At 30.3% G+C, this 22,328-nt stretch carries 26 protein-coding genes and 1 riboswitch; all 26 genes read right to left on the bottom strand.

The window, feature by feature from the left end; all coding sequences use genetic code 11:
- Positions 1–20 precede the first annotated feature (20 nt).
- On the bottom strand, positions 21–890 hold the full coding sequence (gene pyrF, locus G594_RS0108340; protein ID WP_027098166.1) for an orotidine-5'-phosphate decarboxylase: 870 nt from the start codon (positions 888–890) through the stop codon (positions 21–23).
- Between the two features lie 12 nt (positions 891–902).
- Entirely contained in the window at positions 903–2,099 is a 1,197-nt protein-coding gene (locus tag G594_RS0108345) for a dihydroorotase (RefSeq protein WP_027098167.1), read from the bottom strand.
- 24 nt (positions 2,100–2,123) lie between these two features.
- The gene (locus G594_RS0108350) at positions 2,124–2,561 is read right to left on the bottom strand and encodes an aspartate carbamoyltransferase regulatory subunit (protein ID WP_027098168.1); all 438 of its coding nucleotides are present in this window, start codon (positions 2,559–2,561) and stop codon (positions 2,124–2,126) included.
- Positions 2,562–3,482 (bottom strand): aspartate carbamoyltransferase, encoded by a 921-nt coding sequence (gene pyrB / locus G594_RS0108355; protein WP_027098169.1) that lies wholly within the window; start codon positions 3,480–3,482, stop codon positions 2,562–2,564. It abuts the gene before it with no gap.
- Positions 3,483–3,712: 230 nt separating this feature from the next.
- On the bottom strand, positions 3,713–4,327 hold the full coding sequence (locus G594_RS0108360) for a cyclase family protein (protein ID WP_207636987.1): 615 nt from the start codon (positions 4,325–4,327) through the stop codon (positions 3,713–3,715).
- Entirely contained in the window at positions 4,314–4,931 is a 618-nt protein-coding gene (locus G594_RS0108365) for a DUF1919 domain-containing protein (protein WP_027098171.1), read from the bottom strand. The genes G594_RS0108360 and G594_RS0108365 overlap by 14 nt, the downstream gene beginning before the upstream one ends.
- Before the next feature lie 125 nt (positions 4,932–5,056).
- On the bottom strand, positions 5,057–5,431 hold the full coding sequence (locus tag G594_RS0108370) for a hypothetical protein (RefSeq protein WP_027098172.1): 375 nt from the start codon (positions 5,429–5,431) through the stop codon (positions 5,057–5,059).
- A gap of 17 nt (positions 5,432–5,448) precedes the next feature.
- A complete protein-coding gene (locus G594_RS0108375) occupies positions 5,449–6,009 on the bottom strand; it encodes an HD domain-containing protein (protein WP_027098173.1) in 561 nt (186 codons plus the stop codon).
- A gap of 104 nt (positions 6,010–6,113) precedes the next feature.
- Complete coding sequence (locus tag G594_RS0108380) at positions 6,114–7,568, bottom strand: cobyric acid synthase (RefSeq protein WP_027098174.1); 1,455 nt, start codon at positions 7,566–7,568, stop codon at positions 6,114–6,116.
- A 9-nt stretch (positions 7,569–7,577) separates the two neighbouring features.
- Positions 7,578–8,225: a Dph6-related ATP pyrophosphatase gene (locus G594_RS0108385; RefSeq protein ID WP_027098175.1), complete on the bottom strand. Its 648-nt coding sequence runs from the start codon at positions 8,223–8,225 to the stop codon at positions 7,578–7,580.
- Between the two features lie 3 nt (positions 8,226–8,228).
- Positions 8,229–8,984, bottom strand: coding sequence for an ABC transporter ATP-binding protein (locus G594_RS0108390; protein ID WP_027098176.1), 756 nt, complete (start codon positions 8,982–8,984; stop codon positions 8,229–8,231).
- 4 nt (positions 8,985–8,988) lie between these two features.
- Positions 8,989–10,014, bottom strand: coding sequence for a FecCD family ABC transporter permease (locus tag G594_RS0108395; protein WP_027098177.1), 1,026 nt, complete (start codon positions 10,012–10,014; stop codon positions 8,989–8,991).
- Entirely contained in the window at positions 10,007–10,918 is a 912-nt protein-coding gene (locus G594_RS0108400; protein ID WP_027098178.1) for an ABC transporter substrate-binding protein, read from the bottom strand. The genes G594_RS0108395 and G594_RS0108400 overlap by 8 nt, the downstream gene beginning before the upstream one ends.
- Before the next feature lie 150 nt (positions 10,919–11,068).
- A riboswitch (cobalamin riboswitch) is annotated at positions 11,069–11,245 on the bottom strand.
- A 29-nt stretch (positions 11,246–11,274) separates the two neighbouring features.
- Positions 11,275–12,255, bottom strand: coding sequence for a hypothetical protein (locus tag G594_RS0108405; protein WP_027098179.1), 981 nt, complete (start codon positions 12,253–12,255; stop codon positions 11,275–11,277).
- Positions 12,252–13,316: a threonine-phosphate decarboxylase CobD gene (cobD, locus tag G594_RS0108410; RefSeq protein ID WP_027098180.1), complete on the bottom strand. Its 1,065-nt coding sequence runs from the start codon at positions 13,314–13,316 to the stop codon at positions 12,252–12,254. The genes G594_RS0108405 and cobD overlap by 4 nt, the downstream gene beginning before the upstream one ends.
- Positions 13,316–14,257 carry an adenosylcobinamide-phosphate synthase CbiB gene (gene cbiB / locus G594_RS0108415; protein WP_027098181.1) on the bottom strand — a complete coding sequence of 314 codons (942 nt, stop codon included), beginning with the start codon at positions 14,255–14,257 and terminating at the stop codon, positions 13,316–13,318. The genes cobD and cbiB overlap by 1 nt, the downstream gene beginning before the upstream one ends.
- 3 nt (positions 14,258–14,260) lie before the next feature.
- A complete protein-coding gene (locus tag G594_RS0108420; protein WP_027098182.1) occupies positions 14,261–14,860 on the bottom strand; it encodes a histidine phosphatase family protein in 600 nt (199 codons plus the stop codon).
- Positions 14,853–15,233, bottom strand: a complete 381-nt coding sequence (locus tag G594_RS0108425) for a bifunctional adenosylcobinamide kinase/adenosylcobinamide-phosphate guanylyltransferase (protein WP_027098183.1) — start codon at positions 15,231–15,233, stop codon at positions 14,853–14,855. The genes G594_RS0108420 and G594_RS0108425 overlap by 8 nt, the downstream gene beginning before the upstream one ends.
- Positions 15,234–15,243: 10 nt before the next feature.
- Positions 15,244–15,996 carry an adenosylcobinamide-GDP ribazoletransferase gene (locus tag G594_RS0108430; protein WP_027098184.1) on the bottom strand — a complete coding sequence of 251 codons (753 nt, stop codon included), beginning with the start codon at positions 15,994–15,996 and terminating at the stop codon, positions 15,244–15,246.
- A complete protein-coding gene (locus G594_RS0108435; RefSeq protein ID WP_027098185.1) occupies positions 15,971–16,534 on the bottom strand; it encodes a bifunctional adenosylcobinamide kinase/adenosylcobinamide-phosphate guanylyltransferase in 564 nt (187 codons plus the stop codon). The genes G594_RS0108430 and G594_RS0108435 overlap by 26 nt, the downstream gene beginning before the upstream one ends.
- Complete coding sequence (gene cobT, locus G594_RS0108440) at positions 16,531–17,613, bottom strand: nicotinate-nucleotide--dimethylbenzimidazole phosphoribosyltransferase (RefSeq protein ID WP_027098186.1); 1,083 nt, start codon at positions 17,611–17,613, stop codon at positions 16,531–16,533. The genes G594_RS0108435 and cobT overlap by 4 nt, the downstream gene beginning before the upstream one ends.
- A gap of 69 nt (positions 17,614–17,682) precedes the next feature.
- Entirely contained in the window at positions 17,683–18,291 is a 609-nt protein-coding gene (locus G594_RS0108445) for a hypothetical protein (protein ID WP_027098187.1), read from the bottom strand.
- A 70-nt stretch (positions 18,292–18,361) separates the two neighbouring features.
- Positions 18,362–19,006 (bottom strand): CpsD/CapB family tyrosine-protein kinase, encoded by a 645-nt coding sequence (locus tag G594_RS0108450; protein ID WP_120362597.1) that lies wholly within the window; start codon positions 19,004–19,006, stop codon positions 18,362–18,364.
- Entirely contained in the window at positions 18,957–19,766 is an 810-nt protein-coding gene (locus G594_RS0108455; RefSeq protein ID WP_027098189.1) for a YveK family protein, read from the bottom strand. The genes G594_RS0108450 and G594_RS0108455 overlap by 50 nt, the downstream gene beginning before the upstream one ends.
- Positions 19,767–20,050: 284 nt before the next feature.
- Complete coding sequence (locus G594_RS0108460; RefSeq protein WP_027098190.1) at positions 20,051–20,830, bottom strand: serine hydrolase; 780 nt, start codon at positions 20,828–20,830, stop codon at positions 20,051–20,053.
- Positions 20,831–20,988: 158 nt separating this feature from the next.
- Positions 20,989–22,089 carry a 6-phosphofructokinase gene (locus G594_RS0108465; RefSeq protein ID WP_027098191.1) on the bottom strand — a complete coding sequence of 367 codons (1,101 nt, stop codon included), beginning with the start codon at positions 22,087–22,089 and terminating at the stop codon, positions 20,989–20,991.
- Positions 22,090–22,328 lie beyond the last annotated feature (239 nt).

Consider the following 22,328-nt stretch of genomic DNA (forward strand, 5'->3'; position numbering starts at 1 on the left):
TTCTCCCCCTAATTTATATTTTATAAATTATTAACTGCTGCTCTTATCTCATCTCTCATTCTTATAGCTTCTTCTCTAGCACTTAATGCAAAATCAGTTTCTGGTTTGTTATCCTTCTTATAAGCTAAAAGTATTCCCCTTGATGAATTTACAACTCCACCATTTCCATTGTTTAAATACATAGCAACATCTTCTGCTTTCCCACCTTGAGCACCATATCCTGGTATTAAGAAGAACATTGAATTAAATCTCTTTCTTAACTCTTTTCCTTCTTCTACATGAGTACAACCTATTACTCCACCTAATGGGTGATATCCACATTCAGCAGTAAGTTCTTTTCCCATTTTCATTAGCTTATCTCCAACTACATGATAAACCTTGTCTCCTGATGCAGTATCTAAAAATTCAATATCTGCAGCTCCTGGGTTTGAAGTTCTTACTAAACAGAATATCCCTTTCTTTCCTGTTTCAATATATGGCATGTATGGTTCAATACTATCTAATCCCATGTATGGACTTAATGTAACAAAATCAGCTTCGAAATCTCCTTCAAAGTGTCCTTTAGCATACATCTTTGCAGTTGCAGCTATATCTCCTCTCTTAATGTCAGCAATTATTATAGCATCCTTTTCTCTTAAATACTCTAAAGTTCTTCTATACGCTCTCATTCCTGATAATCCTAAAGCTTCATAATAAGCTATTTGAACTTTATAGCATGCAACAACATCTAAAGTTTCATCTATAATTCTCTTATTAAATTCAACTATAGCATCCTCATTATTCATTCCTTCTTTTAAGAACTCTGGAATATAATCTAATGCTGTATCTAATCCTAAACAGACAACTCCTCTTTCTTCAACTCTTTTATAAATTTTGTCCATAATATTCATAATAGTATCCTCCTATTTTTTATAAACTATTTTACCGCCCTTAATTGTCATCTGAACTTCTCCGTAATATTCCATTCCATTAAATGGAGTATTATGCCCCTTTGATGCAAATGACTCACTATCTATTTTAACTTTCTTATCTAAATCCACAAGTACTAAATCTCCATCTCTTCCAATTCCTAGTGTCCCTTTATTCATTCCTAATATTTCTGATGGATTCTTAGACATTATTTCACTAAGTTTATTTAGTGATAGTCCATTTTCTTTTACTAAAGTAGTGTAGCATATAGAAAATGCTGTTTCTAATCCTACCATTCCTGGTGAACCCTTCTTCTTCTCTTCTTCTGTGTGAGGCGCATGATCTGTTCCTATACAGTCAACCATACCAGTCTTTATTGCATTTATTAAATAAGCTACATCCTCTTTTTCTCTTATAGGAGGATTTACTCTATAATCATTAACCTCTCTAGTTAAAGCTATATGATGAGGTGTAACTTCACAAGTTACATTAGTGCCTAAGAGCTTGGCATTTATTATATATTCCATAGATTCCTTAGTAGAAACATGACACATATGAAGTCTTCCACCTGTTAGCTTACATAGCTCTACATCTCTCCAAGTCATCATATTTTCAGCAACTCTCATATCCATCCTAGAGAATTCAGATGTTTCTGCATGAGACATAACGACCCAACCGTATTCCTTAGCTTTTAATAAAGCATCATGCATTACCTTCCCGTTTCCAACTCCTACTCCATCATCAGAGATTGCTTTTATTTCCTTATCATCCCTTAATTCATCTAAGTGCTCTAGAGTTTTCCCATCAAAATTCTTTGTTATAGATAAACATTGATGTAAATCAGCAAGTCCAACTTCTTTTCCCCTTCTTCTTACCTCTTCAAGAACCTCCTTTGAAGAGCATATAGGTTTTGTATTTGCCATCAAGCAAACTCCTGTAAACCCACCCTTAACTGCTGCTTTTGAACCTGTTTCTATATCTTCTTTCCAAGTTAAACCTGGCTCCCTAAAATGTGCGTGAGTGTCAATAAAGGTAGGCATTAGAGTTAGTCCTTTTGCATCAACTACTTCTACACCTTCTTTATTGATTGATTTTGCTACTTCCTTTATTCTGCCACCTTCAACTAAAACATCTCCAATAAAGTTTTGTACACAATCAACAATCTTAGCATTCTTTATTAAAATATTCATCTATAACACCTCTCTTCCTATACATTAAACTTCTGATAACTTAGTTATGTGATCACAATATTCACATCTATATGTACCTTTTTCTCTATCCATTAATATGAAAGAATGTGGCACATATTTTTCATCCACAGTTATGCATCTTGGATTATTACAGATTAAAATATTTTCAACCTTCTCTGGAAGTTCAGGCCTTACCTTTCTTACAATTCTTTCATCCTTAACTTCATTTATTGTAATACTTGGTGATAAAAGTCCAAGTACTGTATAATCTATATCTTCACAATTATCCTTTTCTATTTTTATTATATCTTTTTTCCCTAAGTTTTTACTTTCTGCGTTTATGATTAAAGCTACTCTGTAATCTGTCTTATCTAAATGTAGGTAGTTAAATATTTTAACTCCCATTCCAGCTTCAATATGATCTATAACCAATCCATTTTTAATACTTGTTATTTCCAACATCTACGCCACCCCCAAAAGCTTGCACATAAGTGCCATTCTTACATACATTCCATACTCAGCTTGTTTAAAGTATGCAGCTCTTTCATCTTCGTCTACTTCCATAGCTATTTCATTAACTCTTGGTAATGGATGCATTACTATCATATCTTTTTTTGCAGACTTCATTTTTTCAACATCTAGAATATAACTATCCTTAAGCCTTAAATACTCTTCTTCATTGAAAAATCTCTCTCTTTGAATTCTTGTCATATAAAGTATATCAAGCTCATCTATTACATCATCTAATCTCTCTACTTCTTTAAACTCTATATTCTTCTTCTCTATAAATTCATCTCTTATGTAATCAGGAATCTTAAGTTCCTTTGGTGAGATTAAGATGAACTTTGTTCCTTCATATCTAGACATAGCCTTTATCAATGAATGAACTGTTCTTCCATACTTTAAATCTCCACATATACCTACTGTATGCCCTTTTAAGCCATGCTTTAAGAATTCAATTGTTAAAAGATCTGTAAGAGTTTGAGTTGGATGTTGATGTCCTCCATCACCTGCATTTATAACTGGAACACTTGAAAATTTACTTGCAACCCTTGCTGCTCCTTCCTTTGGATGTCTCATCGCAATTATGTCTGTATATATTGATACCATCTTTATTGTATCTGCAAGAGTTTCTCCTTTAGATGCTGAAGTAGAATTGGGTTCTGAAAAACCTAAGATTTTACCACCTAGTCTCATCATAGCTGCTTCAAAGCTAAATCTTGTTCTTGTACTAGGCTCATAAAATAGAGTTGCTAAGATTTTCCCATCGCAAACCTTTGAGAACTTCTTAGGGTCTTGGATAATTTGATGTGCTAATTCAAAAATTTCGTCTAATTCCTCTAGGGATAAATCCATAGGGTCAATTAAGTGTTTGTTTATCATGTCTATCACTCCTTCTTAACTTCTCTGAGTTAAAATTAAAGGTTTATTTATATAATAAAAAGCCCTCCTTATGATAAGGAAGGCATAATAATCCTAATTAATCTTGGCAATTATAATACTTCCTTATTGATCTCACTGGACCAAATTAAAGGTTTTTCTTTTCGTTAAGAATAACACCAAAAGTAATAAATGTCAATGTAAATAATAGTATATATTTTTACTTATTAATGTTATTTTATAGCAACTGCCCTAACTAAACTTCCTTCCCCCTTTATCTTCAATGGAAATGCAATTACTTTAAATTCCTCTCCACCAACTAACATTTCTAAATTGCATAAGTTTTCAATAATAAATATTCTATTATTAAGTAACTTTTTATGTATAGTAAATGGATTTCTATCTGGAGATGGCATATCAAATCCCACCATCCTTATTTTCTTTTCTATAAATAAATCCACTAATTCTTCACTTATAATAGGATGATTCTCATAATAAGCATTAGTTCCATAATATTTCTCATATCCAGTAAATAGGATTACAATTTCCTTTTCATTTAATAAATCTTCATACTCTTTTTCTAATGTTATTAATTCTTTTCCTCTAACATCTATAATAACCCCTTCTCCCATAAAATTCTCTAAGGTATATTCACTTATATATTTACTACTATCTGTTAGATGCATTGGACAATCTAAATGAGTTCCAACATGCATACCTGATTTTAAAACAGAATATGTATACCCATCATTATCATATTTTTTAGTAAATTTAATAGATACCTCTTCATCTCCTGGATATACCAACATATTATTTTCTATTTCATAGGATAAATCAATATACTCCATTATTAAACCACTCCACATAATCAAAATCATCATAATACTTTAAATATGTATTTTCTCCCTTATATTCAAAAATGAATCCAAGAGAATGTCTACTTTCAAAACCTTTTATATAATATGTAGATTTAACTTCATCATATGGTTTATGTGTTAACATTACCTTATTCTTATAAGGTAAGTTATTAAATCTTTTTATAAGTTCATATGTACACCCATCTTTTTCTGTTGCTAATATGTATAAATTATTTTTATCAATTCTCTTTTTTCTTTCATCCCACTTTTCTTTTGCTAACTGGAAATTTTCATAATGCATAAAATTTATCTTTATATCCCCTAATTTTCCTATTGGATACTTGCTCCATTCTGCCTCTTCTAGCTCTAATGTAAGATAATAATCTAGCCTTTCTAAGAACTTAATAAAATCTTCCATAGAAAAATAAAGATTTACAGTTGGGGTATTAAATTTAAGTCCTAAATCATGAAGTATAAAACATCCGTTGCAATTATTTGAGATTAAAGTAAATGACTTATTTTTTAATTCTTCTCTTCTTCCCTTTAAATAAATCTCTCTCATTTCTTCTCTATTCTTTAAATTCTCATTCTCCACTCTCAATCCCCCCATAATTACTCATTTATTTTAGAATATCAGAAATCATATATGATATCTAGTATCCGTAACTCCAAACATCAAAGAAGAGTATTAACGAATTTAAACCGTTAATACTCTCTTTATTAATATTTCAGTACAAAATCACAAAGTAGATTATTATGCATAATTACTAATTTTTCGTTGAAAGGATTTAGATTCTTTATAAGCTCTATAATATTATGGTATATACTCTCTAAATACTTTTTTAAGTATTCTCTGCTATTTGTATATCCAATCTTATTAGGATCTTCAACATTTATTTTTATCTCTTTAATCTCCTCATTTATTCCTTCTAACGCCTTTACTACATCAGCTATAAAGTTATCATCAAATATACTCATATTTCCCATTAAGCCATATCTAACTTTGCTGGTAATACCCCTAAGGTTATAAATTTGATCCTCAAGCCTAACTGCATCAGCTTTACCCAATACCTTAATTAGCAATCCTTTTTCCATAATACCTACCTCTCTTCCTATTTATTGAAACTTTCAATAACTTCTATTAGTTTCTTCTTTAATTTATCATGGTCTATCTCTTTATAAACAGATTTTTCTCTAAATTTACTAAGAGAATCTGCAATTTGAAGAATCAAGATTAAGTCTAATATGTTTTTATCTTGTATGTGTTCTATCTTTTTTACTGATGATTTATGATACCTTACTAATAAAGCTACTTTTTCTATGTCATCATCTGATATTTCAAAAAAGTCACCTATATTATTTCTTATCCAATCAGCACCTGCTTGACTATGCTTTTTATCTATTTTCTTTATATCATGAGTAAGAGCTGATAAGTATAATATTCTTTCATCCCTATTGTCTTTATTAATAATATACTTCCTATATAACTTTAAAGCAATATCTCCAGTTAGCTTAGAGTGATAGTATCTATACTTCATAGCATCTTTATAGGTTATATTATTGCACTCATTCATAGTTTTCTTATATTCTTCCATACTTCTATCCCAAATGTCATAACTAATCTTTAAAATGCATTCTATAGATACTTCTTCAAACTTTTTCTTTGTACTCATCTCTTTCATCCTTTTTTATAGAAATTCCTCAAAATATAATATGCAGAAATATTATAAATGACTTAATAAAGAAAAAAGAAACTGCCTAAGCAGTTCCACATAAACTATTTACCATTAATTATAGAATTAACAAGGTCCATATCTATATTCTCTTCTAAAATATCACACAACTTATCATACTCATTCATCTTGTATTCTTTATAACTAACTTTTTCATGGCATTCAAGTTGGCTAACGTATTTATTTATAAAGGTATAGGCAAAGTCCTCTTCTTCAAATATTCCATGAAGATATGTTCCATATACATTTCTACTCTTCATGCCTAAAACTTCCCCAGCTTCTCCCTGTATCCATATAGATTTATCATCTAAACATTCACTTACTCCATTATGGATTTCATAACCTCTAACAACCAATCCTTCATTATTCTTTGCTTTAACCTGTCTAGTCTTCTTCTTTCCATTAAAAGTAGTAGCTAAATCTAATAATCCTAACCCTTTTACCTCTCTAGGACTTCCCTCTACCCCTAGAGGATCTTTAATCTCTTTTCCTAATATCTGATATCCACCACAGATTCCAAATATTATAGTATCACTTTTAGCTTTTTCTAGGATAATTTCACGGAATCCAGTTTCCTTTATAAAATTTAAATCTTCAATTGTATTTTTACTTCCTGGAATTATAATCATTTTAGCATTTTCAATCTCTTTTGGAGAATTTATATATCTTATGTTAATACCATTCATTGCTCTTAAGACATTAAAATCAGTAAAGTTTGACATATGAGGTAATCTTATAACCACCACATCAATACCTTTTCCCTTTTTATTAGATATCTTTTCTGTAACCCCATCCTCATCCTCAATATTCAATTCAAAATAAGGCATTACTCCTAATACAGGAATATTTATAAGTTCTTCAACTTGTTTCATTGCAGGTTTGAAAAATTCTTTCTTTCCCCTAAACTTATTAATTATTACGCCTTTAATTAAAGCCCTCTCTTCTGGAGGTAAAAGCATTATGGTTCCAACTATTGAAGCAAATACCCCACCTCTATCAATATCTGCAACTAATATTACAGGTGAATTAGAAACCTTAGCCATTTCTATATTTGCTATATCAGTTTCTCTTAAATTTATTTCTGCGCAGCTTCCAGACCCCTCTAAAACTATAAAATCATAGTCCTTAGATATATGGTCAAAGGCTTCCTTTGCAACACCTTTTAAATACTTATTTAAGTCCTTATACTTATAGCCATCCATTGTACAGTAAACTTTACCTCTAACAATAACTTGTGTTTTATTGTTTGCACTAGGCTTCATTAAAATTGGATTCATATATTCCTTAGGCTCTATTTCACAAGCTTCTGCCTGAACAACCTGTGCCCTTCCTATTTCATCTCCTTCTTTAGTAACAAAAGAATTTAAAGAAATATTTAAAGCCTTAAAAGGAGCAACATTATATCCTTTTCTTTTATAATATCTACAAAAAGCTGTTGCTAATGTACTCTTACCCACAGAAGATGCTGTTCCTAAAAACATTAATCTTTTAGCTTCCATACTATCACCCTATCTAATATCTAAAAATCCATGAGTTTCTGTAAGAATATTCTTCCCTGTTTCAAATTGAATTTTATTCTTAAACAATGGACCATCAAATACGAAAGTATGATATTCTCCATTTTCTCCACAAGGATCTGAACCAGTTGCCTTTATTCTTTCAACAACTTCTTTTGTTAAAACTTCGCCTAAAAACTCTGGTCCCATATCCTTTAGCCTTACATTCTTAATAACAGTTTTAAAGCCACTATCTATAAACTCATAAGTCAAAGCTTCTCTATCTTCAAGCCATAATGGAAATATAGCTTCCAACCCTACTGCTTCACATCTTTCAGTACACCAAGTTCTATGCGCTTCTAAATCTATATCTCCAAATACACAAGCATCTGCGCCTTGTTCCTTCCACTTCCTTAAAGTTTTTTCAAAGGCAGTCTTGTACTCTTCTCCCTGACACTTTATCATATCTAATTCTATTTCTAAGGACTTTGATACTTCATTTAATAAATGTTCTTGGATTCCATGAAACCAACTTCTACATACTTTTTTATCAACAGTTACTAATAAAGCTAATGGTGTATATCCTCCCTTTATCATTCTATAAAGAGAAAGTGTACTATCTTTACCACAACTATATGACATAACAAACTTTTTCATTATAATCTACCTCCACTTTTCTAAGGCATTTATCATAAACTTCTTTATATCCACTCCATAAACTTCTTTAAGTTTATCTTCTGATAATACATCCTTTGTCTTGCCTTTAGAAACTATATATCCTTCACTTAACATAATCACATCATCACTAAACATTTGAACAAGGTTTAAATCATGTAATACTCCAATAACAGTTTTTTGATTTTCCTTTGTCCATTTGTTTATATGTTCTAATATTTCTATCTGACACTTTAAATCCAAATGATTTGTAGGTTCATCAAGTAAAATAACATCAGGTTCCTGTGCAAAAACCCTTGCAAGATAAACTCTTTGAAGTTGTCCTCCAGATAGTTCATTTATAAGTTTATCTTTTAAATCTAAAATCCCTACATTACTAAGACAGTTTAATATTATTTCCTCATCCTTCTTAGAAAGTCTTGCGAATACTCCATCTATATGAGCATATCTCCCCAAAGCAACAGTTTCATAAACAGTATATGGAAAATATATTTGAGAGTTTTGACTCATAAGAGCCACCTTTTTTGCAAGCTCTTTTCTCTTTATACTTTTAACTTCTTTCCCATCTAAAAATATATTTCCTTTATAATCTATTAAGCTAACCATTGCCTTAAGCAAGGTACTTTTTCCACATCCATTTGGACCAACTATAGAAACATTTTGTCCCCTAGTTATATCTATATTAAAATCTTTTATAACGTCTTTACCATCATATCCACAGTATAAATTTCTAACCTTTAGCATAATATCACCTACTTCTTTTACTAAAATATAAGTAGCCAAAGAATGGTGCTCCTATAATTGCAGTTATTGCACCAACTGGTAATTCAGATGGACTTATTATAGTTCTAGCTACTAAATCTGTAAGAACCATAAAAGATCCTCCTAATAAAATACACATAGGTATAACTACTTTATGGTTTGATCCAAATATCTTTCTCACTAAATGCGGTACAATTAAATCTATAAATCCTATAGTTCCGCTTAAAGCTACAGCACTTCCTGTAAGCACTGCTGTTGAAAATAACAAATGTTTTTTTACTTTTTCAGTTTCAACTCCTATTGCTTTTGCTCCATCTTCTCCAAATGTTAAAATATCCATTTCCCTAGAATATCTTAATACAATAGATACTCCTACAATAAAGAATGGAAGCCCTACTAGCAAGTAAGACCATCCTCTCATGTTAAAGGAACCCATTTGCCACATGGTTATGGCCTCAATTTTATGAGTATTTAATGCTGAAATGGTAGTAAGCATAGCACTTGCAAAAAGTGAAAAAACCATACCTGATAAAATAATAGTATTATTAGACATACCTCTATCTACTCTATTAGCAAACAAAATAACCATAATCACTGTTAAAAGCCCTGATAAAAATCCTATAAAAGGTAATGCTAAATTCCCTATAAATGGAATTGATACCCCTAAAATTATATATATTCCTACACCTAAAGATGCTCCTGAGGACACCCCTAATGTATATGGTGAAGCTAAAGGGTTCTTAAGTATTGACTGCATAACTGCTCCACTTACTGATAGTGCTGCTCCTATCATAAAAGCAAGTAAAACTCTTGGAAATCTTACAACCCAGATAATCGCTACGTCATTACTTCCAACACCTTCAATTAAAGGAATAGAAAATAACTTGTTCCCAATAACTGAAATAATGTTGAATATATTAATATTGGAACTTCCAATGGAAGTTCCAATACATATCACTAAAAATGCTAGTGGTAGTGATAACCACAATAACATCTTTCTCTTTTTATTCATACTTGTCTGGATATACAGCCTTTGCCATTTCTTTTAATGCAGCTATAACATTTTGACTTGGACGTGATGTAGTATTCTTATCTAAAAGAAATATTTGATTATTCTTAATAGCAGTAACACCTTCCCATCCTTTTCTTTTAGCAATTGAACCTATTGGATCATCTAAAAATGCTTGGTTTGTTAAGATTACATCTGGATTAGCAGCTATAACTGATTCTTCACTTGGCGAAATCCAACTCTTTTCAGATTCAAATATATTCTTAGCTCCAATTATTGAAATAGCTTCATTTAAGAATGTATCTGAACCAAATGAACTAAGCTTTGAACCTGAACCTATTTCAAAGTAAACTTTTTTCTTATCAGTTATTGTATCTCCAATTGCTTTTATATCAGCAACTTCCTTTTTCATATCTTCAACTAATTTAGAAGCTTCCTTCTTTTTATCAACTAAGTTACCTATAAATTCAATATCTCCATATATTCCATCAAAACTTACGCTACTTGGAATATATACTACAGGTATTCCTGCATCTTTAACAGCTTGGAATGGATCCTCATCTCCAGCTTTATTATGTCCTGATGCAATTATTATATCTGGTTCTAATCCTATAATAGTTTCAGCATCTGGATTTCTAAAATTTATCTTTGGTATATCTTCACTTATTCCTTTAACATCCTCTGAATACTTATCTACAGCGACTAATTTATCAGCCATTCCCAACGCAACTAAAACTTCTGTATTAGATGGTGCTGTTGATATTATTCTTTCCACCTTGCTAGGCTTAGTAAAGTCATTTCCTTCTCTGTCTTGCATTGTTACAGCCTTATCTGAGCAACCTACTAATAATGTTAGTAACATCATAGTAGATAAAATAAGACCTGTTAGTTTTTTTGTTAGTTTCATTTTTTAATCCCTCCATTTACATTATGGGGTTTTGAATTGAAAACATAGGATAAAAAAATGCATACCCATAAGGTATGCATATACATTCTACTTTTTTGTACAATAAGTAAAATGACCTACGTACCCTATAATTCCACCCTCAGAGAATAATAGTACCATCGTTATTAGGCAGGTCTCCCGACTTAACTTCATCCGCAATCTAACCTTCCCACATAAATAATTATGCAGTGGCTTAACTAGATTTTGTCCATTTCACGGTTACTGGGGTAGTTGAAGATTTACACTCCATTCCCTATTAAGTAAAACACCTAAAACAAGTCAATTCCTAATAATTATAGTTAAAGGCTTATATTTTGTCAATTAAATATACTTAGATATGGTACATATCCTTTTTCATGACTACCTGTAAAGGAATCTGTCCTATGGTCACAAGTTATTCTTATATTTATCCCCTTCAGATTTAATAAAGGAAAAAGAAGCTCATTTTTAACTTTTTCTAAAAACTGTATTTTGCCTTTAAAATCTTTTCTATGAGAAAGCTCATCAAATCCATTTACATGTAAAATAATATTATTAGCTTTTGGAAGCCACTCTAATACACCTTCTAGTTTATTATGCAACGCGCTGTTCCACTCCCCTGTAGCTCCTTTAGGTTGAACAACTATCATTCCTAAAGCCTTTCCCATACCACAAATTAAATCTATTCCTCCGATTAACACTGATTCCTTATTATACTTCTTCAATTTCACCTCACCCGAGGCCCCCCAAGGCCAAAGCATTAATCCTTCTAAATCCCTATCTTTGAAAAATTCATAGGAGTAATTAATTATATTCCTTAATCTTTTATTTTCAGGCATAATTTCTTCTACTTTTTTACCCACACTAAAATGCGGTGGGTTAAGCTTTTCCTGTACAATCTCATTTAAAAGAAGTAAATTCTTATATTGGTAACATGGATAAAAATATCCACCTTCTACTTTTAATTCTTTTAAAACTTCTCCTATATTTTTATCTAAATCTCCACCAGTAAAATCTTCTAGTATTCCATTATTAACCTTAATTATATTGCACCTATAAATACCACTTCCACCTTTTATTTCTATCCCCCTATTTAAAGCTTCATAAAAGGCCCTTTCTCCGATATCTACCTTAGAACTATCGTAACCAAGCATTTTAAAAATACAGTTTAAACTATCTAAATCCTTTCCTTCCACTGAAAAGTCTTCTTTCATTTCAGTATAATTTAACTTCATATCTCCAAAAAGAAGTTTTTTAAAGGAATGTCCCTCAAGACACTCCTCCATAAATCCATCTAGTATAATCAATATATCTTTCATTTATTAAATACCTTTCTTAGAGCATATATAAGTTTCTCATTTTGCCCTCTAGTTCTTACAGCAACCCTATAGTAATCAGAACCTAACCCTATATAATTACTACAGCTTCTTATAATTATTCCATGCTTAATAAGTTCTTCTTTTAAATTAATATCTATTCTAGTCTTAAAAAATATAAAGTTAACTACCCCCTCAAAGACCTCTAATTCTTTAAACGTACATAACTCATTATATAAAAATACTTTTTCATTTTTTATAAAATCTATTGAATTTTTCTGGTATTCTCTTTCTTTCAACGCGACTATTGCTCCAGTTGAAGCAACTGTATTTATAGACCATGGCACAGAAACCTTGTTAATCTTTCTAATAAATTCAGCGTTTCCTGTAATTCCATAACCTACTCTTATGCCAGGAAAACTAAAAAACTTTGTAAGAGACTTAACTATAATAAGATTTTCATACTCTTTACACATGTCTATTAAAGAGTATCTACTTTTATCTTCTATAAAATCTAAAAATGACTCATCTATAACAACCTTAGTATTGGAAGATTTATTTAACACTTTAATTAAAAACTCCTTAGATACTAACTGCCCTGTTGGATTATTAGGATTACAGATGAAAAGCATATCCATACTTTTATCTATAGCTTCTAAAAATCCATCATCTAACTTAAAATTTTCCCTATTTAATTTATAATAAACTATTTCTCCATTAATAGCCCTTATACCATCTTCATATTCAGAAAAGGTTGGAGCTGGAATAAGAACCTTTTTAGGATTTAGCCCTCTAATTACATTAAATATAACCTCAGCTGCTCCATTACCTAAAAGTATATTATTATAATCAATACCTTCATATTCAGAAATACCCATTCTCAAATCGTGATAAGTTATATCTGGATACCTTTCTATTCTGTCTAAAGATTTAATCATTTCTTCCTTAACTTTCTTAGAAATTCCTAAAGGATTTATATTAGCAGAAAAATCTATAATCTCTTTTTCACAAACATTATATTTTCTACATATCTCTTCTACATTTCCACCGTGTCCTAAGTTCATTATATTAACCCTCCAAGAACTATTATAATAAGTCCAACACTAAATCCTAATAAAGTAACTACTAATAAAATATTATTTGTCTTATATAAATCTGAAATTTCTATTACTTTATTCTTATCACCTATTGTTGGCTTTTCTACAATCTTACCAAAGTAATAATTTGCTCCTCCAAGTCTTATTCCTAAAGCTCCTGCAACAGCTGATTCTGGATGAGCACTATTAGGACTAGTATGATTATATCTATCTCTCTTATAAATTCTATAGCTATTTTTATAATCTAGTCCCAATATAAATGCAGCAAAAATCACTAAATATCCTGTAATTCTTGCTGGAATATAATTAAATAAATCATCCATCTTTGCAGGTACAAACCCAAAATCTATGTACTTATCATTCTTATATCCAAACATTGAATCACAAGTATTAACTGCTTTATATGTCATAGCAAGAGGTGCACCACCTAAAGCTCCAAATAATAGTGGCGCTATTATTCCATCTGATGTATTTTCTGCTACTGTTTCAATTACAGCTCTAATAATTCCTTCTTCATCTAGAACTTTAGTATCTCTTCCTACTATGTAGGATAGTTGCTTCCTTGCCCCCTCAATATCACCTGATTCTAAAACTTTAATTACCTTTAATCCTTCTACCTTTAATCCCTTAGAAGATATACAAAAATATAATAATATCCCTTCAATAATAATTCCAAATATATTGCTTATACTAAAAGCAAGCCTAACTATTAATGAATTAACTAAAAAAGTTATTAATATAACTCCTAACCATGTTACAAATCCAGATATTTTTAAGTTCTTAAATACTCTTCTTGTTATATTTTCAAGCTTAATACCTAAAGATCCTATTATTCTTACTGGATGAAAAGGATTATTAGGATCTCCTATTATAAAATCTAACACTAAACCTATGGTATATGATAACATTTCTTAAATCTCCCCTAGTATTTTTATTTCTATATCTTTATCAACTTTAACCTCTAACTTATATCCCCTACCACAACTAGGTTGCATTGTATAAAAATCCTTTGAGGATTTGCAGAATAATTCAAGTAAGGTACCTATAACACCACCATGGCAAATAAGTAAAGCTTCCTCTTCACCTTTTTCTATAACTTCCCTAAAAAGTCTCCTTAGAGCCTTACTAAGTCTTCTATAGAACTCTTCTTTACACTCACCATTTGGACATTTTACCTTTTTACTTTCATCCATAATCCAAGCTATATAATCACTATTATCCTTTAGCATATCATAGGACTTCATCTCAAAATCTCCAAAATTATATTCAAAAAAATCATTCTTCTTTGCGTATTTTGAATTTGGAAAAATAATTTCAAAAGTTTCATTTGCCCTTTTAGCACCACTTGTATAATTTAACCTGCACTTTGGATAATCTACAGTAGATTTTAATTTAAGAATCTCCTTATACCCTAATTCACTCAATGAAACATCTGACTTACCACAATACAATCTTCTTTCATTACATAGTGTTTTTCCATGTCTTATTAAATACAAAACTATCTTATTCATCCTTCAAAACCATAGGAAGACCACAAAATACCCTTGTAACCTTATTACTTTTAATAGTTAAAAATTGTAGCACTTTTCCTGTTTCCTCTCTCCACTTTCTATCCTCTTTTTTTAGAGGTACTATACCAGATGATAAATCATCTGAAATAATTATTTTATCATTAAATCTTTCTATATTTTTCTTAAAAAACGCCATTGCATCTCTACCATTAATTACTTCATTATAAATAAACATATGAATTCCACATATAACCTTCTTTGAAAAGTCTATTTTACCTTCTCCACAGAAGAATATATCCTTCTCATCTATATTAAACTTTTCCTTTATAAGCCTAAGCTTACCGTTATAGGCTCCACCAAAATATAGTTCCATATCCTTCTCCTTATATAATAGCTAAAACTAAAATTCCAAATACCTCAGTTAATACGAGAATATATCCAGCTACATCTCCATTAATTCCACCAAGTTCTTTTTTGCAATTTTTTAAAAGAATTAACCCTACAACTCCCATAACTAATGGCATTATTATATATTTATTTCCTAAGAAATAACTCAAAATTAATATAATTATAAAAGTTATCCCTAGGGTTATCTTATCTATTTTTCCTGTCCCATTTTTAAAGAGATTTCCATAATAGCTTTCCCCTAAAGGCTCATTAGAGATAATAATGTATGCTGCTATAGTCCTAGATATTATAGGTATTAATATAAGAGCAATTAAATTAAAATCCTTTTCTAATGCAGTGTAAATTCCTGCAAAATCCATAATAAACAAAAGACCTAAAGCTATAACAGCAAAGGCACCAACTCTAGAATCCTTTAAAATTTTCAGCTTATCCTCTTTAGATTTTCTAGAAAGGAGTGCATCACAAACATCCATAAATCCATCTAGATGTATAAAACCTGTAACTATAAAAGGAAGAGTTAATAAAATACCTGTTGACATCATTAAGCTTATTTCAAAATACTTAAGAAGTACTCCTCCCCCATACCATATAAGCCCTACTATAAATCCTACAAATGGATATATTCTCATCATATACTTTGCAGATTTTTCTTCCCATATATATTTAGGCAATGGTATTACTGTAAACATACTAACTGCCATATTAAATGCATTCAATAAGTTCTTCATTATTAATCCTTTCCTTACCTTTATGTACTATAATATTTCCAAAGGAACTCTCTATTACAGCCTGTGACATTTTAGCTATTTCACAATTTATAATACCAAGTTCTTTTCTAAAATCCTCTGTAAAATCATCATACCTAATTCCATCGCTAAATACATAATCTGATACAATAACTAAATTAGAAACCTTCTTAGAAATCTCATTTACTTCTGTTATAATTTTATCTTTAACATTTTTCACAATCTGTTTATTATTAAACATCTCATTAGTAACAAGAGATGTAATACTATCAAGTAGTACTGTATCACCCTTATTTAGCATTGGTAAAACGCTACTAATATCCCTTGGAACTTCTATTGTTATATAGCCATGTCCACTTCTGTTTTTTATATGTTCCTCTATTCTTTTTAAATCCTCATCATCATAAGGTTTCATGGTAGCTAGATAATATAAATTTCCCTTATTAAATAACTTCTCTGCAATACTCTCTCCATAATTGGACTTTTGGCTTTTAGACCCGCCAACAACAAATATTATCATACTATATAATTTTCTTCTCCTTTTATTTTTTCAAGATAAGAATTATCAATTTCCCCTTCTTCAAAGGTTGCCATATTATTCATCATAGACAATGCAAACTCCACTACAGAAAATGCTATTGGACAGCCACTACCTTCTCCAAGTCTCATTCCCAAATTAAGCATTGGCTCAAGTCCTAACTCCTCTATAGCTAAATTATATCCTATTTCTTTAGACTTATGAGAAGGTATAAGATATTCCTTTACAATAGGATTAAGCCTTGATGCTAGAAGGGCTGATACAACTGAAATAAAGCCATCAATAACAACTGGTATTCTATAATATGCAGCTCCTAAAAACACTCCTGTCATTCCAGCTATATCGTACCCTCCAACCTTTGATATTATATCCATTGGATCCATTCTATTTATATCCTTACTTTCAACAGCAGTTTTGACCACTAGCTTTTTCTTATTAAAGGCCTCCTCAGTAACCCCAGCACCTTTACCAACTACTTTATCAACTTTACAGTCAATCAAACACATTAAAACTGCTGCAGATGTTGTCGTGTTACCTATTCCCATTTCCCCAACACCAATTATATCAAAGCCTTCATCCTTAGCTTTTTTAGCCATCTCAATTCCTATTTCAATTCCCCTTTTAGCTTCTTCATAGCTCATAGCATTTTCTTTATATATATTTCTAGTTCCTTTAGATATTTTTTTATCCACAATCCCATTTATTTTTTCATCAGAATTTATTCCTATATCTACAACAATTAACTTTGTATCATTTGTTTTACCTATTGCACAAACTCCAGTTTTACCTTTAATAAAATTCTTTGTTTGGGCTAAAGTTACATATTGTGGAGAGGAGGCTACCCCTTCTTCAACCACTCCATTATCCGCACTCATAATAATAATACCTTTATTTCGTATGGAATTCTTTATATTTCCTGTTATGCCTGAAATCTGTATTGCTAAATCCTCAAGTCTTCCTAAACTTCCTAAAGGCTTTGCTAAGGAATCAACTCTTATTTTAGCTTCTTCGATTTTATCTTTATATAATGGTTTGATTCCATTTATCACTTCATTTATCATACTACGCCCCCATATTATTAAAATATTACCCCTATTATATCAGCAAATAAAAAACAAAACAAAAAGGTACTAAAAATTTAGTACCCATTCAAATTCATTTATAACATTAATAGCAAAGTCTGGGATATTAGAATTAAGAACTTTATTGGAAAAGCCACTATTTTCTCCTAGAATTTTAAATTCAATTCTATCTAAAATATTAACTATGTCCTTAATAGAATTATTCCTTTTTACATTCTCTATATATCCCCCAACTTCTTTTATACTTCCTTTCATTAAAATATCACCATTACTTATATTTTTAATAGCTATACTTTTATTAAATATATTAATACTAAAACCCATATTTAAATTATTTATTATAGATGATAATGTTTTATAAAAGTAATACATTTCAGATAAAGATAAATCACTTATAAAGTTTTTCCCATGGATTAAGTTTATAACTTCTGTGCATTCTTTTTCAATGACTAATAACTCTTCCCTAGATAAACTTAAGTTTTTCATGTAAGTTATTATATTATCACTACAATATGAATTTATCCCAACAATTCTTAATTGATATTTTATATCATTTATATCTTTAGCACTTAAATCAAGTGCTAATACTATACTAGGTATATTTAAAAAAAGTATTATTGCTATTGAAACCATAGAACTTCTTATAATTTTCTTCATAAAAATACTCCTTAAATAGAACTGTCTATTAAGGAGTATCCGCATTTAGATTGATTTAAATACAATTATTTTAATAATAGTAATACTTGTAATCATTCTCTTTCTTGTCCCCATTTATAACTGTTCCAATTAACTTACCGCCAACTAATTCTAAAGTTTCTCTACATACTAAAAGTTCATCTTTCTTTGTAAACCCATATTTCACCACCAATATAACTCCGTCTACTTTCGAACTTAGAATTTGTGCGTCAGCCACTACCCTAAGAGGTGGGGAATCAATTATAATATAATCAAATATATCCTTTAGTTCCTTTAACATTAATTCAAAATTTTCACTTCCCAATAGCTCTGCAGGATTTGGTGGTCTATTTCCTGAAGGTAAAAAAAATAGATTATCCTTTATATTAACTATTGCTTTTTCTACGTTTGTTTCCCCTATTATTACTTCTGTTAATCCACATTCTCCACTAATCCTTAAATACTTATGTAAAGAAGGTCTTCTCAAGTCGCAATCTACAAGCAAAACTTTTTTCTTATCAAAAGATAAGCTTATTGCTAGGTTTGTCGCTGTTGTTGATTTACCCTCACCTTTTTCTGATGATGTTATAAGAAATACTTTGTTATTTTTATCTGCAGATGAATACTTAATACTTGTTTTAAGCTTACTATACGCTTCCGCATATATCGTTGTAGGATTCTCTAGAATATTCTTCACCCTTATTTTTCCTCCTTCTTTTTTTATTTCTTAGATGTTTATTTCCCAAAATCCTTTTACTCTTAAAATCATCTAACTTATCTTCATCTGTATATTCAGGTAAAATTCCTAAAACAGATACTCCTAGTATTTCTTCTATTTCTTCCTTGCTCTTTGCAGTGTTATACATAAATTCTAACAATAATGCTAAACCTACAGAACACATTACTCCTATCATAAATGTAATAGCTATATTTAGTTTCTTATTAGGGCTAATTGCTGATTCAGGATATTTAGGTGTTGTTACTATACTAACATTACCATTGGCATATATCTTTGATGATGTTTCTATAAACTCATCAATAATATTATTTAATACCTTTAAGCCCTCTCCTGGTTCTTTAGTACTTAATGATATGGTCAAAAACTGGTCATCATTTCCGGCTATTACTTCTAGGTTAGATAAAATAGACTTTGCACTAGCATTACTATCTCCTCTATCTAGTGCTCTTTGAATTACATCATCTGATTTTGCAATTCCAGCATATGTTTTCATTAGTTTTTGATACATCTGAACTTCGCTACTATTGTAATCTGATGCCCCGTCGCTTACTTCTTTACCTATAAATAACTTTGTACTTATTTTATATACAGGTTTAGTTATAAAAAAGCTATATACAGAAGCCACAATTAGACATACTAATACGATAATAGCGATCATCTTCCATCTTCTTTTCAAGGTTTCTAGAACTTCTTTAATTGATACCTCTTCACTTTCCAATTACCCTCTCTCCTTTATTACATATATCACCAAATAATATTGTAAACTTATTGTTAATTTCTTACAATATTTTAATAAATAAATTCATAATTCTAATTCCTGACTCTTAATCTGAAACATGTATTAAACACTTTCTAAATTATTCTTTTTTCTATATTTATTAATTGATAACAAAAGAAGAATGTATCAAAATTCACTTTGATACATTCTTCTTTTACCCTCATATTTTCAATTTCACCATAGTTGAACCCCTACCTAACCCACAGGTAGAGATATTTATGTTTTCAATGCCAATTATTCATGACATTGTCCCACATCATTTTACCACACTTAGCCAAAGTTACTGTTCCATATACACTATTAGGAACGGAAGTTGATAATACAGTAAATACAAAATTCCCCTTAGGTAATTGAATTAATGCTGTATCATTTTCAACACCTTTCTTGTCACCAGTTTTACTGGAAATTTCATATTTCAAATCATCTGGTATATATAAAGCAAGTTTATTCTTAATTTGTTGCCTTCTTAATATATCTACTAACATAGTGCTATTATCTCTATTTAGATAAGTTGCATTATGTAGATGCTTCCATATCTTAGAAAGATCATATGCGCTTGTTATATTTTCTACACCCTCTTTAGATTGTCTTTCATCGCTAGTCTTTCTGTTAAGAATAGTATTTTTTAATCCCATTTCTTTTATGTTTGAATTAATATTATCCATTCCAATTATATCAATTATCTTATTGGCTGCAGTATTATCACTTTGTATAAGCATTGCTACTAACAATTCAAATATTGTATACTCTCTCTCATTAAATTCATGGATTATACCAGTTCCATAAACTTTATCTTCTTTTTCTATTTTGATTTTATCCATGAAATCTACCTTTTTATCTTCAACAGCTTTTATAAGAGAAACTGCTATAGGAAGTTTCATGCACCCTGCAGCAACCATTTGAACGTTTTCATTATACCCATAAATGAATCCGCTCGATAGATCTTCAAAGAAAAATCCGTAAGTTCCTATTCTTGATTCTAAATATCTCTTTATCTCTTTCATAATACCCTCCAGCTTCTAAAAATTAACTGTCCCTAGGAAAAGTATATCATATTTTCAGAAAATTTTGAAGATACAAATTAAATATAATATCATTAAATATTACAGAAACTCCCCATTAGGGGAGTTTTATAACTTTTTTTATTCCCTTTTATATTAAATTAATCTCCAAAAGAAATTCCTATTTTTTTAGCAACTTGAACTAACTCTCCATCCGGCAACACTTGCTTAGTTTTTTGTCCAATAACATTTTCTAAACTATCAGAAGATATTGTATCTCCTTTTAAGCATACCATATCACCAAACTTACCTTCATTTATCAACTCAACAGCAGCTACCCCATATCTAGTCGAAAGAATTCTATCATAAGTAGAAGTAGTTCCTCCTCTTTGGATATGACCAAGCACTGTACATCTTACTTCATGATCTGGAATTATCTTTTCTAAATCATCAGCTAACTTATTACCAATTCCACCAAGTCTAATTGGATCTGGACTATCTGCTACAATCTTAGAAACTACCACGTCACCATCTTTAGGTTTAGCCCCTTCTGCTACTACTATAATAGTAAATAGTTTGCCCTCTTTTCTTCTCTCTTCAACTTTTTCTTTTATTTTGTTTATATCGTAAGGTATCTCTGGTAGCAAAATAACATCTGCAGAACCTGCTATTCCAGACTCTAATGCTATCCAACCAGCACCTCTTCCCATAACCTCACAAATCATAATTCTATGATGTGATTCAGCAGTTGTATGAAGTCTATCTAAAGCTCCAGTAGCAACATCTATTGCTGTATTAAATCCAAATGTAACATCTGTAGATGCTAAATCATTATCAATTGTCTTTGGAACTCCTATTACTTTAACTCCTTTTCTAGCAAAATCTCTAGCTGATGTTAAGGTTCCATCTCCACCTATTACAACTAGAACATCTACACCCTCTTTTTTCATATTTTCTACGGCTACATCTGAAACATCCTTTTTTACCATTTGACCATCTTCTTCTACTTGATAATCAAATAGGTTGTCCTTGTTTGAACTGTATAGAATAGTACCTCCTCTATGTAATATTCCGGATACTGATTCTAATGTTAGAGGAATGAAGTCATTGTTATATAGGCCTCTATATCCAAATTTATAGCCTATAACCTCCATACCATAATTTAATATTGCAGTTCTTGTTACAGCTCTAATTACTGCATTTAATCCAGGACAATCTCCACCACCTGTTAGTAAGGCAATTTTTTTAATTTGTTGTTCCATTCTCATATCCCCCTCTACCACACACGTTATACCGTAATTGTTTTTATATTCATTATTTTCAAACAATTTAGAATAAAAAAATATAAAAACTATTACTTTACGACACTTTTTGATATTGTTTACATACAATGCATTACAAGAAAATGTCATTTACTTATTTTATGATATCATAAATTTAAATTGGTGAAAAGTAGAATTGAATGTAAATTTTATAATTTTTAGAAAATTTACAAAATAAA

This window comes from Clostridium paraputrificum AGR2156, from assembly GCF_000424025.1.
GTDB classification, from domain to species: domain Bacteria; phylum Bacillota; class Clostridia; order Clostridiales; family Clostridiaceae; genus Clostridium; species Clostridium paraputrificum.

Coding starts and splice junctions, on each gene's coding strand:
- cbiB (WP_027098181.1), bottom strand. CDS start 14,257: ATGTTATCATATACCATAGGTTTAGTGTTAGATTTTATAATAGGAGAT.
- G594_RS0108420 (WP_027098182.1), bottom strand. CDS start 14,860: ATGAATAAGATAGTTTTGTATTTAATAAGACATGGAAAAACACTATGT.
- G594_RS0108350 (WP_027098168.1), bottom strand. CDS start 2,561: ATGTTGGAAATAACAAGTATTAAAAATGGATTGGTTATAGATCATATT.
- G594_RS0108400 (WP_027098178.1), bottom strand. CDS start 10,918: ATGAAACTAACAAAAAAACTAACAGGTCTTATTTTATCTACTATGATG.
- G594_RS0108390 (WP_027098176.1), bottom strand. CDS start 8,984: ATGCTAAAGGTTAGAAATTTATACTGTGGATATGATGGTAAAGACGTT.
- pyrB (WP_027098169.1), bottom strand. CDS start 3,482: ATGATAAACAAACACTTAATTGACCCTATGGATTTATCCCTAGAGGAA.
- cobD (WP_027098180.1), bottom strand. CDS start 13,316: ATGAACTTAGGACACGGTGGAAATGTAGAAGAGATATGTAGAAAATAT.
- cobT (WP_027098186.1), bottom strand. CDS start 17,613: ATGATAAATGAAGTGATAAATGGAATCAAACCATTATATAAAGATAAA.
- G594_RS0108430 (WP_027098184.1), bottom strand. CDS start 15,996: ATGAAGAACTTATTGAATGCATTTAATATGGCAGTTAGTATGTTTACA.
- G594_RS0108465 (WP_027098191.1), bottom strand. CDS start 22,089: ATGGAACAACAAATTAAAAAAATTGCCTTACTAACAGGTGGTGGAGAT.
- G594_RS0108375 (WP_027098173.1), bottom strand. CDS start 6,009: ATGAGTACAAAGAAAAAGTTTGAAGAAGTATCTATAGAATGCATTTTA.
- G594_RS0108345 (WP_027098167.1), bottom strand. CDS start 2,099: ATGAATATTTTAATAAAGAATGCTAAGATTGTTGATTGTGTACAAAAC.
- G594_RS0108405 (WP_027098179.1), bottom strand. CDS start 12,255: ATGAAAGATATATTGATTATACTAGATGGATTTATGGAGGAGTGTCTT.
- G594_RS0108395 (WP_027098177.1), bottom strand. CDS start 10,014: ATGAATAAAAAGAGAAAGATGTTATTGTGGTTATCACTACCACTAGCA.
- G594_RS0108425 (WP_027098183.1), bottom strand. CDS start 15,233: ATGGAACTATATTTTGGTGGAGCCTATAACGGTAAGCTTAGGCTTATA.
- G594_RS0108460 (WP_027098190.1), bottom strand. CDS start 20,830: ATGAAAGAGATAAAGAGATATTTAGAATCAAGAATAGGAACTTACGGA.
- G594_RS0108445 (WP_027098187.1), bottom strand. CDS start 18,291: ATGAAGAAAATTATAAGAAGTTCTATGGTTTCAATAGCAATAATACTT.
- G594_RS0108435 (WP_027098185.1), bottom strand. CDS start 16,534: ATGATAATATTTGTTGTTGGCGGGTCTAAAAGCCAAAAGTCCAATTAT.
- G594_RS0108360 (WP_207636987.1), bottom strand. CDS start 4,327: ATGGAGTATATTGATTTATCCTATGAAATAGAAAATAATATGTTGGTA.
- pyrF (WP_027098166.1), bottom strand. CDS start 890: ATGAATATTATGGACAAAATTTATAAAAGAGTTGAAGAAAGAGGAGTT.
- G594_RS0108370 (WP_027098172.1), bottom strand. CDS start 5,431: ATGGAAAAAGGATTGCTAATTAAGGTATTGGGTAAAGCTGATGCAGTT.
- G594_RS0108380 (WP_027098174.1), bottom strand. CDS start 7,568: ATGGAAGCTAAAAGATTAATGTTTTTAGGAACAGCATCTTCTGTGGGT.